This is a genomic window from Paenibacillus eucommiae (assembly GCF_017874215.1).
Lineage (GTDB): Bacteria > Bacillota > Bacilli > Paenibacillales > NBRC-103111 > Paenibacillus_AI > Paenibacillus_AI eucommiae.
Genome location: NZ_JAGGLB010000001.1, coordinates 116,811 through 133,720 on the forward strand (window position 1 = coordinate 116,811; position 16,910 = coordinate 133,720).

A 16,910-nucleotide genomic window follows, 5' to 3' on the forward strand; every position below is an offset into this window, starting at 1 on the left:
CTGCTCACCCGGCCGCTTTAAGCTAAAACCTATTCGATCTTGTAAACACTCACATCATCGATATATACCTTCTCGCCCGGATTCATATACCAGATGCTAATACCCAATCCCTGATTCGTCGGCACTAGTCCGTTATAATCTTCTTTGATCTCATATTCAAATTCGAAGTAGTTCCACATTTCTTTGGTCCAATCCAGCGGAACTTGCTCCGATTTCAGAGTTTCCAGTATGCCCGAACCATCAGCTACAAGAGAGAACCATTGGATTTTGCCGTCGGTTGGCGCACTACCGGCCATAAAGTAATAGAAGGATGCTCTGTATTTGCCAGGCTCAGCCATTTGCAAGTTCTGATAAGGCCCCATTCCTCCCCATAAGCCATCTGCCAGCAAGCTGTATCTTCCCGAATGCGCTATAACATCCGACCTTTTCTCAACCGCGGGGCTAATGACATAATCATTCCAAGGAGCAGGAATATTTCCTGTACCCTCTTCAAACGACGGATTTCCGATCAAATTTTTGCTCTCTACCAATTGTACAGAATTAAAGTCCTTAGGCGTCCATGGATTTCCTCCGCCCCAGCTTATATAGTGGGTAGCCCCCATGTAGTTGCGCATGAAGAAGCCTTGCAGATTGCGGCTATTTTTCGGATCGTTAATGCCAATGCTCGCAAAAGGAATGACCTGAACGAGATTCCAGCGATCCGACTTAAGACTAGCATTTGCCTCCCAATTCGGGTCGTTCGCCGGAGCCGGGGCTCCGGCAGCTTGGCTGTACTGATACACAAATTTGACGGCCTTAGGGTTGGTAAAGTAACCTTTGAAATCCGAATTCGGATCCGCAGTAATGTAAGTCTCATTCGAATCATCGTAGCCGCTGCTCCACCATGAACCGGTTGCATCGTCGCTTATTACGAGATCATTTACATCGTCAAAAAAGTTCTCATATCCCACGTACAGGTTCTCATCATCCCACAGCAGATAAACCTTCGTTTGTACAGACGGAGTCGCTTTTGTCTCCATCGTCAGGAAATCGGTGAGAGGCTCTGCAGCAGTCCACGGACCGGAACTAAAATCAAGAGACTGCAAGATCGCTGCTTTGCCAGCATTCGTCTTGACGGCATAAGCGGACAAATGCTCCGTGAGCCCTTGGTATTCAGGGACCCCTTGCAAAAACTCGTTCAATGCCTGACGCACAGGACCATTCCCAGGCTCATTTGCTGTATAGGCTTGCAAAGCAACAATCATTTGTCTCTGCACGCCGTCCCATGTGCCGCTGACTGCAGGCATATCCAGCACGGGATGGCCGGCAAATTCAGTTATCAGCTGCTTGCGCTTCTGTCCCATATCATAGCTTTTCTCGATATCAGCGAGCAGTTCCATAGCGGCCTGCTCATTGGCCGGCGTCGCCGGTCGATCCTTCGGATAGCTTAGCGCAGAAGCTTCATAGAATTCGAATGCGCGCAGCAGAAGCTGAGCTCTTGTCTTTTGAGCATCCGACCCCGCATGGGCTACGGCCTGCTCCAGCAAGCTGCGGCTGTCCGCTATCTCTTCCTTGGTGATCTCTTTAAGATAATAGTGTTCATACAAGTTCAAGTAATTGCTTCTCTTGGCTTTGTTTCTCCAATCCAGATACCACGCCGACTGGAACACCCGATCCGTCCAGAATTGTTCCCAATGATCATAATATTGTTCCAGATATGGCGCAGCGTCGGCACCCACCGCCCGCTCATACCATTGCTGCAATAACGTGTCTACATCCTGATCCGCATTCCACTGCAGTTTGGCGGCAATCCACGCTTTTGGCCCTTCTCCGAAGTTGGGATACAGTTCAGCAAAATGCGCAATCGCGCCGTGATCCTGCTCGTATTTATAGTTGGCTGCCATTTTATGAACGTACGTTCTGGGCAAGTTGTACGGCGAACCGTACAAATATTCATAAAAGCCAAGATTCGTTGCCGATTCAAGCCAGTCCTCCGTCAATTGAGTCCCCTTGGCCCCCAGATCCGGATCCAGCCATGTCAAACGATCGTCCGTAATAAAAGGAACCACATGCGAATTAAGCTTGAACGGGGTACCGTCCTCCTTCATCGGAGGGTCATACATCTCCCTGTATGCTAACACGCCGAAGTATTTATCCGGATGCTGCGTCAGCACGCCCTCGACAATTTTGTTCACCCAAGGATAGTAAATATCGGACATATGCCAAGCCCCAACCGAATTCTTTTTTGTCGGCGCTTCACAGTACTCGTATCCCAAATCGTTAATCGCCAAAGAATAGGAAGAATGCGAAGGATTTGCATTAAAATACTGGACAATCCGCGCAATCGCCGCTTGTGCTGTATCGTCGTTGAAGCACGGCTGCCAGCTTTCCAAACTGGTCGGAACAACCCCGCCCACATAATACTCCGGATGATCCGCAAAAACTTGCGGGTCGAACAGTTCGTACAAATTATGATGCATCATCATATTGTTATCCGTCCGCATCACTCTTTGCCATTCTCTCAGCGAAGGGGTATAGGTCGAATACATATAACGCGAAAGTGTTTTAGGCTCATCTTGAACCAAATCGTTTGGAATCACAAGCGTCGTATGCTGTGGAATATCCTCGCCGTCCGGTCCCGGCATCAGCCAGCTTATCCCTACATACCGCTCGAGGAAATCGTAAATGCCGTATTCCAGCCCGCCCAAATTGTTGCCGTCTATCGTAATGTGATCGTTCTGGGAATCGATGATAAAGCCCTGTTCATTCAGCGTTTGCAGCACCAACTGATGCTGGCTGCGCTCCCCGGCACTGCTGCCGCCTACATAGATCTTCACTCCGTCATATTCCGCCGGTTCTCCGGTTACAATCGGAAGCGTGACTCCTGTCGACTTCTGGATATAGGTCACCAGCTTTTGCGCAAGCACGGCCGGCGTGAGATAGGTCCAGGCAGGACTTGGATTCAACGATTCGTTCGCATGCTCATCCATGACGACAACCATAGCATTGGCCTGACCGTTCTGCACAATCGCCAGTCCATCCTCGTTGTTATCCGTTGGTGTCGGCGATGGCGAAAGAGTTGGCGTTGGCGTTGGTGTAGATGTTGGTGTCGGCGATGGCGAAAGTGTTGGCGTTGGTGTTGGCGTTGGTGTAGACGTTGGTGTAGGAGCTGGCGTTGCAGTTCCTGGGGAACTCCCTCCATTAACAGTTACCGATGAAGAAGACGTCGGCGCACCGATCCCATTCACCGTGCCAGGCTGCTTCTCGAAGGTTGATCCCTTTCCTTTGTCGTTTATCGTGGCGGTTTGAATCGTGCCTTGACCGGACGCCTTGAGCAGCGCATCCAGAACGAGCTTGCCGATCACCGTGTTTGCACCGATATGGAGCGTCGATCCATCGGCCCCCTCAAACAGCTGCAATAACTGAACGCTGCCGGAAACAAGATCGATTGCCGTTTGCGGAGAAGAAATATCCGCTTGCTCGAATGTCCCCTTGAGTGTCAGCTTCAGACCTTCCAGCTGCGCGCCGCTGACCACGATCTTTACGAAGCCCTGGCCCGTCAAAGCCGACTCCTCCAGTACCGCATTAGAGTTCACGTGAACAATTTGCGCAAGGGTAGACCCCTCGGCAACTACTCGAACGGTTCCATCCTTTTTCTCAATGATGATCCCGGTCAAGCTGCTGTCCTGCAAATGAATACTTTCCGTTCCGCCGCCCCGGATCGTTGTCGTTCCAAGCACGGTTACATTTTTGAGAAAAGCATCGCCTTCCTTGATCCCTTCGGCCAGAAGCAAGCTACCGGTTACTTTCAAGTTCCGAAGCGTTACACCAGCTGCAGCTACCGTCACATCTCCGTTAATGATTCGAACGCCTTCCGCAGGACCGTATATGCCTTTTTCCTTGTATGTAAATGAAGTATTTGATTTTAAAGCACGATCCAGTGTTGACACAAGTTCCGCACGTGTAATAAAGGCTCCCGGACGGAAGCTTCCATCTTCATAACCGGTCATTATTTTTTGGGCTGCAGCGGCTGCAACAGCTCCCCTGCTCCACTGTGGAATTTGCTTCGCATCTGTAAAGACATTCACATCGATGTCCTCTTCGTGTGTATCCAATTCCAATAAACGATTGATCATGACGACCGCTTCTTGTCTGCTGATTGGAAGATTGGCACCAATTGTGCCATTCGAATAACCCTCGACATATTGTGCCTTTACCGCCTTCGACACATCTTCGTATGCCCAGTCCGAGTCGGATAGGTCGGAGAATGTGATGAATGCGCTATCATTAAACCCGAAAGAGCGATTGACCAGCGCAATTGCCTCTGCCCGGCTTACCGTACGATCCGGTTGAAAAGAACCGTCCGGATAACCTTGAATAAGCCCAGATGCGGCCCATTCTTGTAAAGACTTCTCTGCCCAATGACCTTCCATGTCTGAGAACTGGGGAGAGGCTGCAGAGATGGATATTGGAGAGGAATCACTATTCCGGCTCGTCTCTGCTCCGAAAGCCGTGGTGATAGTTGAACCAAATGTAGAAAAAATGAGACAAGCCGTCAAAAACAGAATGAATATGCTATTGCGATTTCTAATTGAAACCATATTGCTCCTCCTTTTTTTATCCATAATTCCACTTAAAATAACTCCAATTTCTTACACTATCTTTATCACCGCCTTACCGTCTATGTCGATCTCATTTTAAGGAAATAGAACGAGCATGAACATCGATAAAAGCTATAATTTTATGGACGTATTGTACATTTCAGGGTAAACACAAAAAAAGCCCCAATTGGAATCAGGGGCCAAATGTAATGAGGGACTGTCTTTCAGACGCTTACGAGCCGGGTTCCCCCGTCTTAATTACAACCGTTTTCGTAACCTCGTCCCAACCAACGCTGGCCCCAAAGGATTCGCCAATAAATCGGACAGGAACAAGGGTTCTTTCATGAATGATAACAGGTGGTGCGTCCAGCTTGAGGGTTTGACCATTTACATATGCAATATCGCTGCCTATTGTAAGCTTGATTTCAGTCTGTCCCTTTATGGCAGTTGCCGTAGATGTAGCATTGTTCCACTCAATGTCAGCCCCCATAGACTCAAAAATCGTTCGCAGCGGAACCATCGTCCGCTCTGCAATCAACATGGGGGGTTGATCAAATGTGAGTGCTTTGCCGTCTAGATCTACTTTTATCGTATTTATATCCTGCAGGATCTGCGTATCATAGCTTTTAATCATCGTTGGAACGGTTCTATACCATTCGGTTCCATCTCCAACATAGCCGCCTCCCCATGACCAAAGCGTACCATCTTCCTTGAGCGCCATGGCACTGTAGCCTGTTCCCGCTGCAGATATTTTCTTGACATGAGTTAATCCTTTAACTTGCACAGGAACGTTCTTGCTTTCATACGACCCAATGCCGAGCTGACCTCCAAGATTGCTGCCATTTGTCCATACTGTCCCATCTTTTTTAAGATACAAGGGGCCTCCTGCATTAGCTGTCAGCGCCATTACATCCTTAATTGTAGTAATTTTCACAGGATTTTTGCGGTCTATATGGGTCCCATCTCCAAGCTGTCCGCTGCTGTTTTGGCCCCATGCCCAAACCGTTCCATCGTCCTGCAAGGCGTACATGCTTCCGGCACTCACTGCAACCGTTGTAATATTGGCAAGTCCCTTCACCTGCTTAAGCTCAGATTCTAATGTCCATACGGTTCCATTTTTTTTAGCTAACAGTAAATTGCTGCTATAGCCTGTAGCAATGGAGGCGATGTTTTTTACGCCTTTAAACTTTACTGGGGTTGTCGTATAAGGAACACTGATAAAGCCCCAGCCCCATAACGTCCCATCCTCTTGCAAGGCAAAGCTGGCAGCAAAATTAGCAGCAATTTCCTTTATATTCGATAATCCTTTGATTTGAACAGGTTCAGCACGGTTGTTATTTTCCAGCACTTTACCAGATCCTACTTCTCTAGTAGTGACTGTCCCATCACCAACTTGCCCATCCGTATTATCGCCCCACCCCCAGACCGTACCATCCTTCTTCAACGCAAATGAATGGGCATCTCCGGCAGCAACAGAAATAACATCGCTAATCCCTTTAACTTGAACAGGTGATTTTATGGCATGTAAAAAGAGAGACTCCGATCAATAGCATTTTGGATATTTTCCCTTTAAAAACATTTTTAATAAAATTATACAAATCTAGCATCCCCTTTAGTTAAAATCATGTTCCCAACATCAAAAAAACGCCACATTTAGTCCTATACAATAGAAGGGTTTTAAAATGGTATGACGAATACATATTACAAAAGTACTATTACATTTTCTACAAAGTACTATGACATGATTGAGGAGGAGGGAATACTTAACCAGTTTTCACAGATTTCCCTGAATTAAAAGTGAATATTTGACTAATATTTGACAAAATGAGTTTAAGTTAGTATCTTATTAGTTGGCGATTTTTACATACACTGAAAATAGCAAACTTGCTGAAAGGCAAGGACGCAAAGTCACAGGTCTAAAGCTTCGGCTATGACGGCTGGATTACCAAAGGATGGGATAAAATCAAATGAACATGTTCACTACTCAAATTAAAAAAACGATCGTAGAAATGAGTCATCTATTCAGCTTGACGCCTCGCGAAAGTGAAATCATACTACTGCTCTCCCTCTATGGCCATACCAATAAGAAGCTTGCTGAAATATTGTTCGTCTCTGAAAAGACGTTAAAAAATCACATTGCCAACATACAATTCAAAACCAACAGCAGCTCTACAAGACATCTTCTATCTATGGTGATCAATTTCCAGGCAGAAGCTACATCTTATCAATACAACGCCAGATGATCCGCTATTTTTCAAGCATAGGCAAAGTAATCGTAAATACAGTTCCTTCCAAAGGGCCACTCTGCACGGACACTGTACCGCCTAATGCACGAATGACTTTATAAGAGAACGTTAACCCCAAGCCTGTACCACTTGATTTGGTAGAAAAATAAATCGTCCCCAAGCGGTTTATCTGATCTGCATTCATCCCGATTCCATTGTCTTTAATAACAAGGATGACATGACCAGCTTCTACCTTAAGTCGAAGTGATACATTGGCTTTGGGGATATCGGAACAAGCCTCAATCGCATTTTTGATAAAATTAACGAGGATTTGCTTGATCCCATCCTGATTCGCCAGAATCCATACGGGAAAGGCCGGCTTATCTATTTCTAATTGAACATTGCTCATATTGGCAAAGGGTGTCATGACATCCTTAATCACTTGCAAAACATTAGACATCTCCGTCTGTTCCCGTTGTGTGCTTAGAGGTTTGGAAATAGACAAATATTGGGAAAGTATCGATTCTGTGCGCTGAATTTCATCAATACTAATATCAATGTACTGCTCCAGCTTATGTCTTTCCAGCGGCTTTTCGCGGATTAAGGTTAGGAAGCCCTTCACCGCTGTCAGCGGATTTCTGACTTCATGGGCCAGCGAGGCCGCTACATGGCTGATTGCCTTTACTTTTTCATTTTCAGCGAATTGAATAAATAGAACTTTATCCGATACAGACTTGTTAAATAAGGAAATAAGCAGCCAAATTCCAAAGGAGTTTTGAACAGGTATAACAAGCATGTGAAAGGCAAGGTCATCTGTAAAATAATTCGAATCAAAATAAGAAAAGGTAATGATCGAAGGCACGATACTAAAGACGATTCCTGCTATAAAAGTTACTAGGGCAACGCGGGAAGTTTTCTGATAGATTTTATAAAAAAGTAATGATAAAGGGAACGTAAACAGCATAATGACCATCGCGATCCATTTGCCCTCTCCACCCAAAAAGAAACGGTAAACCACAAATTCAAGAAGAAGAATGATCCCCGTCCTCGTCCCGCCAAAAACAATCCCGAAATACATGATAATATAGCGGATATCAAAAAAAATCCCTTCTTTCACACTTGAACCAAAAGTCATAGAGAGAAACAGACAGCAGGCGCTTGTGACCATAATAAATTTCTGACTATAATTTTGCGCCTTATCCCGATAATAGACGTTGAACATAACAAAGGGCATAAGAGTAAAAAAGAGCTGAAGTAAAAATTCTTTGATTATAGTCACCGTCACACAAGGTTCTCCTCTTTGTACCATCTTTTTACTTCCATCCACAGTTCCACATCGCATTCAATTCGACATTCTTACACAGGAATCCTTCAATAAAAAGGGGATTTCTAGCATTAATTGACAACAGGCTTGTAACCGATTCTACTGACATCATTTGAAGCATTCTTGCCTATGCCTAAGGTATGAGAAAAACGCCTTGTGGTGTCCTTAGATGAGCGTGTTTGTGATGGCTTGTGCCATGGGAGGGAATGGCTGTGGGCTCCAGCCGCTGTTAAAGATTTGTTTCCTTAAATGGTATACATGAGGAGGTAAGAACAAATCTTTAAAGGCGGACGCTACCGCTCTTCCTCCCACAGCCATTCCCTCTCCCAGCTACAGGCGCAGAACACCCCATGCTCAAACGGACAGCCAGCAGACGTCTGTTTCCTGACCGGAAGGGATAGTGAATACAATGAAAATTTGGACTTCCTTTTAATCAAACATTTCAAAAAAAAGAACTCCCTTTTCAGGAAGTCCCATTATTGTTTAAACATTCACGAAGCTTGCCAAATAACCTATATTTCCAGATGTACTCTTAACTTTTCCCCCTTATTCTTCAATCGCTGCTAGCACGACGTTGTTAAACAAAAATCTGCTAGGAAACCATATTTGATTGCCATCGTTTGGTGTTTCTGTAATCGAGAAAATGACCTGTACGGTTTCATAGACGGGATCAATTGCCATAATGACTCCACCTGCGCCTCCACATGAATAAGCATGCTTTGAAAATAAATCTCCGGAATCTTTTTTATTTCCGTTTACAGGCCAGCAGTATCCGTACGTTGCTTCTGCAAAATGTTCCTGACCATAACTTGAAGAAACACCTGGAATTTGATTTCGAGTCATTTCAATTACGGATAAAGGACTTAATACGCGGACATCCCCGTATTTCCCACGATTAAGCAGCATTTGGCCAAAAATAACCATATCCGAAACGGTCGAATAAGCACCTCCCGCGGCTGATGCTCTTTGTAAAGCTTCTCTGCTGGAAAACCATTTTCCACCACTTATTTCTTCTGATCTCCTTATTACTCTGTCATGCATAGACTCGGGGACGATTAAGTGAGTGTCATTCATTCCGAGTGGGTCGAATATTTTTTGCCGGGTAAATACATCTAAAGATGTTCCGCTTACGATCCGAACGATTTCACCTAAGAGCTCAACTCCATAATTGCAATAAGACATTACAGTTCCTGGCGGATTCGAAAGTGGGGCATCATACCCCAGGAAAAGCTTGCTATGTACGTCAAAATCTTGAGTTATTTCTGCCGGAGGGATGTCGGTACTTTTTTGTTTTTGTTTGGAATGTGCATAAACATCCTCGTCCTTTAGTCCTGAGGTATGGGTCATCAACTGATGAATCAGAACCTTTTCTTTATCTTTGCCAGTGAATTGCGGAATATATTGCACTACCGGAAAATTCAGACTCAATGCGCCTTCTTCCACAAGAATCATGGCTGCTGCTGCCGTTATCGGTTTTGTTAGAGAAGCAAGCGGAAATATTGTATTCTTTACAAGAGGGAGATTCAGTTCGGGCGTATGGTAACCCACAGCTTTATGGCTTACAATAACGCCTCTTCTTGCAACAACAAACTCAAAAGCTTGCGAGACTTGTTGGTCCACCCAACTTGACACTAAGTCCTCAAGATGCTTTATTCTTTCCGATGACATTCCTACTTCTTCAGGAGAACCCAATTTTAGAATCATTTTCTCAGCCTCCTATATGCTCAAGGTTTGAAGATCACTCTTTACATTCGCTACTTTTAGGGAGATTCCTTTTTATGTATAATACAGATCGATTAGGCTGGTCGTTATGCTATTATTTATGATAGGAATGACACGGGTTCAAAAATTCTGATTCGAGGGGGATAGTTATGGCTCTAAACTTAAGCGATATTTTGAAAATGGATATTATGGATGGAACCGAGGTGCTCGCCGGACACAAGGGTCTACATCGCCAAGTGACCTCTGCAACTGTCATGGATGCGCCTGATGGGATGCCATGGATCAAAGGCATGGAGCTCCTTTTTACTTCCACCTACCCGTTTCACAAAGAAACAGCACATAATTTAAACCATTTTATCGAGGAATTGGCCCGGCGAAACGTTGCTGGATTAGGAGTTAAGCTAAACCGCTACATGAAGGAAATACCCGCGGCCATGCTGAAAGCTGCCGACGATCTGGCTTTTCCGATTATTTCTATTCCCTTTGAGAAAGCATGGATCGAATATACGAATCCCATCCTGTCAGAAATTTTGAATGACCGTTCCATTCGGCTGATCCGCTCTGAAGAAATCAACCGAAACTTCACCAAAGTACTGCTTTCCAATTCGAATTTGGAGCAAATCTGCCAATTACTGCAGCATTATGTGGAAAATCCGGTGACCATCGTTCTGAATGATACAGTTATACAGATTCAGGACCCAACCATCAACAATTCCTCAGCACTCTTTACCTCTATTCAACAAAAAGTGGAGCATGAGAAGGAAATCATGCATCCGGGGCATGATGTTTTTCGAATCCATTTGAAGGATGTACCTTATGTCGTCATTTCATTTCAAAAGGATGTCGAGCTTGCCGGCTATATTTGCATTCAAGAAAGTCACCGCAGGTTTAAGTCTGGCGATTTAGACTGTCTACTGCATGGGAAAAATGCCATTTCACTGAAAACGTTGCAGATCAGCTCTGAGCAGGAGCATAGAAAGCGTTATCGTAACGATTTTATTCTCAGACTGCTTTATGAAAAAATAGAAGAAGAAAACCTGACAGAATGGCAGCGGAAGGCTTGGGAGCTCGGCATCGAGCTTAAGGAACGCTACGTGGTGACTGCCTGTAAAATCAACAATAAATCGGTGGAACTCTTATATCGAATCGTCGATGAAATGAGCGGTGATCCGCATTTACCGGCCTCCTCTCTTATTGGACTGGACAAAAAAAATCAGATTATCCTGATGAAGCCCATACACGAACAGGATAGCCCGAAAAATGATAACGACATCCTTCATAAAGTGTTTGAACAATTGCAGCAAATTCATATTCACGGGCCATTCGAATGGGCCGCGGGAATTAGCCAACAGCAAGCCATCACCGATTTGCAGGAAGGGTATCATCAGGCGGTTGAGGCGCTTTATCACGGAATCCAAATTGCCGGATACGGCCAAACTCAGCATTACATGGATATGGGGGTATATAGACTGTTCTCCCACCCAGCGATGCAGCCGGAAATTGTAAAATTCGTTACCCAGTGGCTGCAGCCGTTGATCGATTACGACCACTTACATGAGGCTGACCTCATTCAAACGCTTGGTGTTTTTTTGGAATGTGACGGAAATTACCGTAAAACGGCCGCAAGGATGTACCTTCATCACAACACCGTTCGTTATCGCATTCAGACTATCAACAGAGAGTTACAATGTGTCATTCAAGATACGAAAACAAAGCTTCAACTGCAAATCGCCCTCCTCTTGCTGCCCTTGTCAAAGTGAATTCATAGAGCATTTGTACCATACATACAAATAGTGGGGACTATTTTCATTTATTTGGTCAATAGATTCCCCTGCTGCATTCGTTTAATATGAGGGTGACAAGATAAGAAGGAGGTTTTTTTTATGAGAAAAGTTATTTTTGCGGAATCCACACCTAATGCGGTAGGACCTTATTCGGATGCGGTAAGAGTGGGAAACCTGTTAGTTTGCGGTGGTCAAGGGCCTTTGGATCCCATTACATCGGAAGTGTACCGGGGCGAATTTGAGGAAGAAGTCCGCATTACCATGAACAATTTAAAAAGATCCGTTGAAGAAGGCGGCTCTTCCATGAGCCAATTGGTCAAAGTGAATGTGTATATTACCGATATCAACAACTTTGATCGCTTCAACCAGGTATACGCAGAATTTTTCCCAGATCCCACAAATGTGCCAACCCGGGTACTTTGCCAGGTTGCCGGACTTTGGGGCGGAATTAACGTTGAGGTGGAAGCGCTCGCATACGTTGCAGATTAACAAACTGCCCAAACGCATGACGAAAAGATTTTGCACGCAAAACCGTCAGGGACTCCTGACGGTTCTCTCCGTATCACTATGATTTTGTTTTTATTCTCCCTGCATCCACAGCTTCAAATCGTTTGTCGTCTGCATAATATCTTGACGCTGCTCTTCACCCGATATTTCACGTTCGATAATATATTCGCCAGTAAATCCTATTTCCTTAAGCTTGCGCATAAACACGGGGAAATTGACCTTCCCCGCGCCTGCCCTCACTTCTTCGCCCAGTCGGTCTCCGTCAGTCGGATACAGCCCGTCCTTCACATGAATGTTGCGCACATAAGAACCAATGACATCAAGCGCATCAATAGGGTTTCCTTTGCCATACAAGATCAAATTGGCCGGATCCAGGTTAATGCCCAGATTGGAAGTGCCAACCTGCTGGATAGTGCGGAGCAGCACGATCGGCGTTTCTTGACCGGTCTCGAACCAGAAGCCGATCCCCTTGCTTTCGCAATATGCCGCGACCTCGCGAATGGCAGCTACCACCTTCGGATATTCCGGATCTGTCATATTCTCGGGAATAAATCCGCAATGGGTAATAATCGCAGGCGCACCGATCCATACGGCAAAGTCGGCCCATCCCTTCAGCGCCTTGATCCTTTCCTCGCGATATTGCTCCGGTACAAGCCCAAGTGTGATGGGGCCCTCTGTGAAATTCCACTCTGACGGTCCTGGAACGCCAGCCCACACGGCGCAAACGCGTACGCTTGCCTCACGCGCTTCCCGGACTACGCGTTCCGCTGTTTCAGGTGTACAAAGCCCGCTGTCCCAACAGCAAAGCTGACAGACACCAAAGCCATATTCACTGACTTTATGGAACATATTTTCCTTCCCGCTTGTATCCAGCATATGTATAACACCGATTTCCATATTAGCTGCCTCCTTAAGTGCATTAAGCTAGCGTTTCTCTGAATGGCTAGAATCGCTTCCTGTGCCCTGACATATTTAATTGTTGATGTTAGGCTCTCATTCATTTACCGATCGATACAAATTGACCGCCTTGACCTGAGGATTGCCGCTCAGCCTCCACGATTTGCAGCGTAAGAAGGGAATCCTCCGGACGCGATGTGGTTACAGCCTCTCCATTTTGCAATCGTTCAGCGAAATATTTGATTTCCCGGTAATAGCCGGAATCTCCCGGATGCTCGTAGATCCAGGCCGGTCCATCTGCGGGATACACCGTTAATTGACCGGCTTGAAACATAAGTGTGGCTGTATCCAGATGCACCCGGAAACTCATTTCGAATCCGGTTTCCCCCGGCAGCGACAAGTCGGCATGGGCATGAATGATGGCCCCGTCCGAATAACGGAAGTGTGCAGACACAATATCATAACGCTCACTGCATAACGCTGATACCGCTTCCGGCTTGCCTAACAGCCATTGGATCATATCAACATCGTGAATGTGCAAATCAACGAGTGCACCACCGCTTTTATCCACCTGCAGCATCCAGTTCTCATAGGACCACAGCGGCGCATTGCCGCCTCTATAGAATGTGGCAGCCTTCACCTTTCCATACTTCCCGCTATCCACTACATCCTTTAAATACTCATACTCAGGCCAGAAACGCAGGCAATGGCCGATCATCAAGTTTTTCCCCGCTGCCTCCGCTGCCTTCACCATAGCAGCCCCTTTGTCCGCATCCAGTGCAATCGGTTTTTCGCACAGCACATGCAATCCCTGGTTCAGCGCCCGGATGGTAAATACATCATGCAAATAAGTGGGCAGCGCGATATCCACCATATCCATTTCTTCCTGATAAAATAGCTCCGGATCGGTGTAAGTATGAATGTTGGACAAGTCATGGACCGTACTCAAATCAGCTACGTTGCTCTCCTGGGTTTTCCCCTTAAACTTCTGCTCATCGATATCACAGATGGCAACCAGCTTAACCGGAAAGCCCTCGCGCTCCAACCGCAAGTAGGTATCCAGATGCACATGCCCCATCGATCCCAAACCAATTAGTCCCACTTTTATCATCGAATAGCTATCTCCTCTCTCTTACCTCTTTACTAATCTTACAGTTTCCATCATATCGCTTCATCCATTCGCTTGATTTGGATAATAAATCCGTTTATTTGCACTTTTACTTGCATTATAGAACCGTTTATTTATACTTTATATCGGAGGGGATTGGCGATGGATTTTATACCTTACAGACTTCGTGAACAGCTTATCGTGAATGACATATACACTTGTTTTTATTTCGAGCTGTCCAACCGGCAGAATTTTAGCGGAGAAAGCCATGATTTCTGGGAAATGGTGTACATGGATAAAGGGGAGGTGAACGCCAATACCGAATCCGGCTATTACCGGCTCCATCAGGGCAATATTCTTATTCATAGTCCTAATGAGTATCACCAGTTGGAGAGCACCGGCAACCAGGCGCCGAATTTGTTCATTATCACCTTTCGCTGCGATAACGAAGCGATGACGTTTTTTGACGAACATAAGCTGTTTCGTATTGGACATGTTGAGCATGCGGTGTTGACGCAATTAATGAAGGAAAGCCTTCATTCCTTTGCTCTGAATATGTTCCCGATTAATCCCAGACAGGATGCCCCATTCGCTTCGGAGCAGCTTTTCAAAACTTACCTGGAGCAGCTGCTTATTCTGATCATCCGCAATGGACGGCCAGACAAACAGCGGGCAGCGCTGTTGTCAACTACAAAAGAAAATCAAAATGCACAGCTGAGCAAGCAAATTATCGCCTATCTCGAACAGAACTTGTCTAACAAAATGACATTGGACTCCTTGTGTGCGCAATTCGGCATCAGCAGAACCCAAATGAACATACTGTTCAAGCGGACGGTCGGCATCGGGATTATTACTTATGTTAATCGGTCAAAAATTGAACACGCCAAAAAATACATCCGCGAGGAGATCTACAACCTGACGGAAATATCGAATCTGCTTGGATACAGCAGCGTCCATTACTTCTCACGGCATTTCAAGAAGATGGTCGGCATGACGCCTTCGGAATACACCAGGACGATTAAAGCAAGGATCACTTCCGAGTCGACCTAGGTAATCCCGTTCCAGGCTGATCTCTCATAACTAGAGCCACAGATTGCGGGATAAATAATACTTTCTGCAACAAATTTAGAAATCGTCTCGTCAAAGACAACAGAACCAAAAAAAACCTACATCCAGAAAGGAATTACACACATGCACCCCAAAATGAAAAAAAGCTTTGTCGTCCTATCCCTATCAATGCTGATGACCACTGGCGCGGCCTATGCTTCAACGGCTCCTGTAGCCCCTGTAAATACGTCATCATCTGTTACCTCTCAATCTGCTTTGCTGCCCATTTCCATTCAAATAAACGGAGAAGCGATCACGGGGAATGGTTACCAAAAATCGAATGATACAGAACCAATGCTTCCTCTTCGTGCTGTTGCTGAAAGTTTAGGGTTCGATTTGACCTGGCATCAAGAAAACCTCTCGGTTGATTTGATCAAAAACGCAACTTTCACAACTGTAACTACAGGCCAAGATCGCTACACCATCAACAAAATGTTTACAACGCTTGGCACAGCACCTGAGCTAGTGGATAACAAACTATATGTGCCCGCATCCTTCGTAAGCAAGGTGTTGAACGGTTCCCTATCCATCGAGGGCAAAACGGTTTCCATAACACTCGAGGAACAGCAAAAGAGTATAAAGTCGGCAGGCGTCATAACGGCTATTAATCATGCTGAGGATTACCCGTCCATTCATATCCAAGGTGTCGGCCCAGACGGAATCGTACTTAATTTAGAAAAAGATACCCCTATTCAAATGCTTGACGGCACCAAGCTCAGCCTCTCCGATCTGCATATTGGCTTGACAGTGGAAGCCGAGCATTCCATGGTTACTACGCTCAGCTTGCCACCACAAACGCCTACATACAAAATTACTGTTCTGGATCCAAAGAAGCAGGCAGATCTGTTAGGAACAGCAGGTGAAATTGAAGAAGTGCGCATCGATGATGATGGAAATACCAGCTTCCTTATTAAAGGCACTGGTCTCAATGATCAGTCCCAAAGTGAAATCGTCCTTCAGCTAACCGATGAAACCTCACTAATCAACAAAGATGGGAAAAGCATTGAGAAAAGTGCTCTTGTGAAGGGCACAAAAGTAATCGGCTTTTATAACCCGACAATGACAAAAAGCTTGCCGCCAATCGGTAAAGCCTACAAAATTGTTGTAGATGTAGATAAAGACACAGATGCAGATAAAGATACGGATAAAGAATAAGGTGCATGTTCTTAATTCATTTATGCTCCGTTATGCCTAGGCTGCTATGAATAAACTTAGAGATCTTCCATTCTGATATGGAAGGTCTCTCTTTTTGTGAGGAATCAATGAGGTCTATCCCTATGATCAAATTCTAACTACAAAGATATAGCTTTCAAATAGCTTTCAGGTATAATGGACCTATCATAAGATACGAGGAATGGGATATGAACGAAAATCAGCGAATTAATTGTATGAAATGCCAACATTTTTATATTACATGGGATCCTAAGTTTCCTAAAGGCTGTAGAGCTTTTGGGTTTAAAACCGCTACAATGCCCAGTCTTTCTGTGTTGTCTTCTTCGGGAAAGCCTTGTATGAGCTTTGAGCCCAAAACAAGACCACAAGCTTGAATCTTATTCATTCTTCGCGATGTGCAAAATAACGGACCAGGAGGATAAAGCCGCGCTGAGAGAATGCTTTTATAATGAGGAGGTAGACTTAATTATTTAACTTAAAGGG

11 protein-coding genes and 1 riboswitch are annotated in these 16,910 nt (G+C 45.3%); of the genes, 5 read left to right on the top strand and 6 right to left on the bottom strand.

Annotated elements, in window-relative coordinates; all coding sequences use genetic code 11:
- Positions 1-29: 29 nt before the first annotated feature.
- Positions 30-4,580 carry a DUF4838 domain-containing protein gene (locus tag J2Z66_RS00425; protein ID WP_209968455.1) on the bottom strand — a complete coding sequence of 1,517 codons (4,551 nt, stop codon included), beginning with the start codon at positions 4,578-4,580 and terminating at the stop codon, positions 30-32.
- Positions 4,581-4,812: 232 nt separating this feature from the next.
- Complete coding sequence (locus J2Z66_RS43705; RefSeq protein WP_312894341.1) at positions 4,813-6,099, bottom strand: RCC1 domain-containing protein; 1,287 nt, start codon at positions 6,097-6,099, stop codon at positions 4,813-4,815.
- A 348-nt stretch (positions 6,100-6,447) separates the two neighbouring features.
- A riboswitch (cyclic di-GMP riboswitch) is annotated at positions 6,448-6,530 on the top strand.
- 17 nt (positions 6,531-6,547) lie between these two features.
- On the opposite strand from J2Z66_RS43705, the gene J2Z66_RS00435 reads away from it, so the two are divergent.
- The gene (locus J2Z66_RS00435; protein WP_209968461.1) at positions 6,548-6,823 is read left to right on the top strand and encodes a helix-turn-helix transcriptional regulator; all 276 of its coding nucleotides are present in this window, start codon (positions 6,548-6,550) and stop codon (positions 6,821-6,823) included.
- Positions 6,824-6,827: 4 nt separating this feature from the next.
- Here the strand turns inward: J2Z66_RS00435 and J2Z66_RS00440 are convergent, their stop codons facing one another.
- Together J2Z66_RS00440 and J2Z66_RS00445 are read right to left on the bottom strand one after the other, a co-directional pair.
- Positions 6,828-8,084, bottom strand: coding sequence for an ATP-binding protein (locus J2Z66_RS00440; RefSeq protein WP_209969477.1), 1,257 nt, complete (start codon positions 8,082-8,084; stop codon positions 6,828-6,830).
- A 591-nt stretch (positions 8,085-8,675) separates the two neighbouring features.
- Positions 8,676-9,833 carry a serine hydrolase domain-containing protein gene (locus J2Z66_RS00445; RefSeq protein WP_209968463.1) on the bottom strand — a complete coding sequence of 386 codons (1,158 nt, stop codon included), beginning with the start codon at positions 9,831-9,833 and terminating at the stop codon, positions 8,676-8,678.
- A gap of 167 nt (positions 9,834-10,000) precedes the next feature.
- On the opposite strand from J2Z66_RS00445, the gene J2Z66_RS00450 reads away from it, so the two are divergent.
- Positions 10,001-11,611, top strand: a complete 1,611-nt coding sequence (locus J2Z66_RS00450; RefSeq protein ID WP_209968465.1) for a PucR family transcriptional regulator — start codon at positions 10,001-10,003, stop codon at positions 11,609-11,611.
- A 123-nt stretch (positions 11,612-11,734) separates the two neighbouring features.
- The gene (locus tag J2Z66_RS00455) at positions 11,735-12,124 is read left to right on the top strand and encodes a RidA family protein (RefSeq protein WP_209968468.1); all 390 of its coding nucleotides are present in this window, start codon (positions 11,735-11,737) and stop codon (positions 12,122-12,124) included.
- Between the two features lie 90 nt (positions 12,125-12,214).
- On the opposite strand, the gene J2Z66_RS00460 is transcribed toward J2Z66_RS00455, so the two are convergent.
- Both J2Z66_RS00460 and J2Z66_RS00465 read right to left on the bottom strand, forming a co-directional pair.
- The gene (locus tag J2Z66_RS00460; protein WP_209968471.1) at positions 12,215-13,039 is read right to left on the bottom strand and encodes a sugar phosphate isomerase/epimerase family protein; all 825 of its coding nucleotides are present in this window, start codon (positions 13,037-13,039) and stop codon (positions 12,215-12,217) included.
- Between the two features lie 100 nt (positions 13,040-13,139).
- Positions 13,140-14,150, bottom strand: coding sequence for a Gfo/Idh/MocA family protein (locus J2Z66_RS00465; RefSeq protein ID WP_209968473.1), 1,011 nt, complete (start codon positions 14,148-14,150; stop codon positions 13,140-13,142).
- Positions 14,151-14,309: 159 nt separating this feature from the next.
- Between J2Z66_RS00465 and J2Z66_RS00470 the strand changes: the two genes are divergently transcribed.
- Together J2Z66_RS00470 and J2Z66_RS00475 are read left to right on the top strand one after the other, a co-directional pair.
- Positions 14,310-15,197 carry an AraC family transcriptional regulator gene (locus tag J2Z66_RS00470; protein WP_209968476.1) on the top strand — a complete coding sequence of 296 codons (888 nt, stop codon included), beginning with the start codon at positions 14,310-14,312 and terminating at the stop codon, positions 15,195-15,197.
- Positions 15,198-15,338: 141 nt separating this feature from the next.
- The gene (locus J2Z66_RS00475) at positions 15,339-16,409 is read left to right on the top strand and encodes a copper amine oxidase N-terminal domain-containing protein (protein ID WP_209968479.1); all 1,071 of its coding nucleotides are present in this window, start codon (positions 15,339-15,341) and stop codon (positions 16,407-16,409) included.
- Positions 16,410-16,910 lie beyond the last annotated feature (501 nt).

What these genes read in the sequence shown, in the direction of transcription:
- J2Z66_RS00425 (WP_209968455.1), bottom strand. Translation starts at nt 4,580, where the DNA reads ATGGTTTCAATTAGAAATCGCAATAGCATATTCATTCTGTTTTTGACG.
- J2Z66_RS00435 (WP_209968461.1), top strand. Translation starts at nt 6,548, where the DNA reads ATGAACATGTTCACTACTCAAATTAAAAAAACGATCGTAGAAATGAGT.
- J2Z66_RS00445 (WP_209968463.1), bottom strand. Translation starts at nt 9,833, where the DNA reads ATGATTCTAAAATTGGGTTCTCCTGAAGAAGTAGGAATGTCATCGGAA.
- J2Z66_RS00450 (WP_209968465.1), top strand. Translation starts at nt 10,001, where the DNA reads ATGGCTCTAAACTTAAGCGATATTTTGAAAATGGATATTATGGATGGA.
- J2Z66_RS00455 (WP_209968468.1), top strand. Translation starts at nt 11,735, where the DNA reads ATGAGAAAAGTTATTTTTGCGGAATCCACACCTAATGCGGTAGGACCT.
- J2Z66_RS00460 (WP_209968471.1), bottom strand. Translation starts at nt 13,039, where the DNA reads ATGGAAATCGGTGTTATACATATGCTGGATACAAGCGGGAAGGAAAAT.
- J2Z66_RS00465 (WP_209968473.1), bottom strand. Translation starts at nt 14,150, where the DNA reads ATGATAAAAGTGGGACTAATTGGTTTGGGATCGATGGGGCATGTGCAT.
- J2Z66_RS00470 (WP_209968476.1), top strand. Translation starts at nt 14,310, where the DNA reads ATGGATTTTATACCTTACAGACTTCGTGAACAGCTTATCGTGAATGAC.
- J2Z66_RS00475 (WP_209968479.1), top strand. Translation starts at nt 15,339, where the DNA reads ATGCACCCCAAAATGAAAAAAAGCTTTGTCGTCCTATCCCTATCAATG.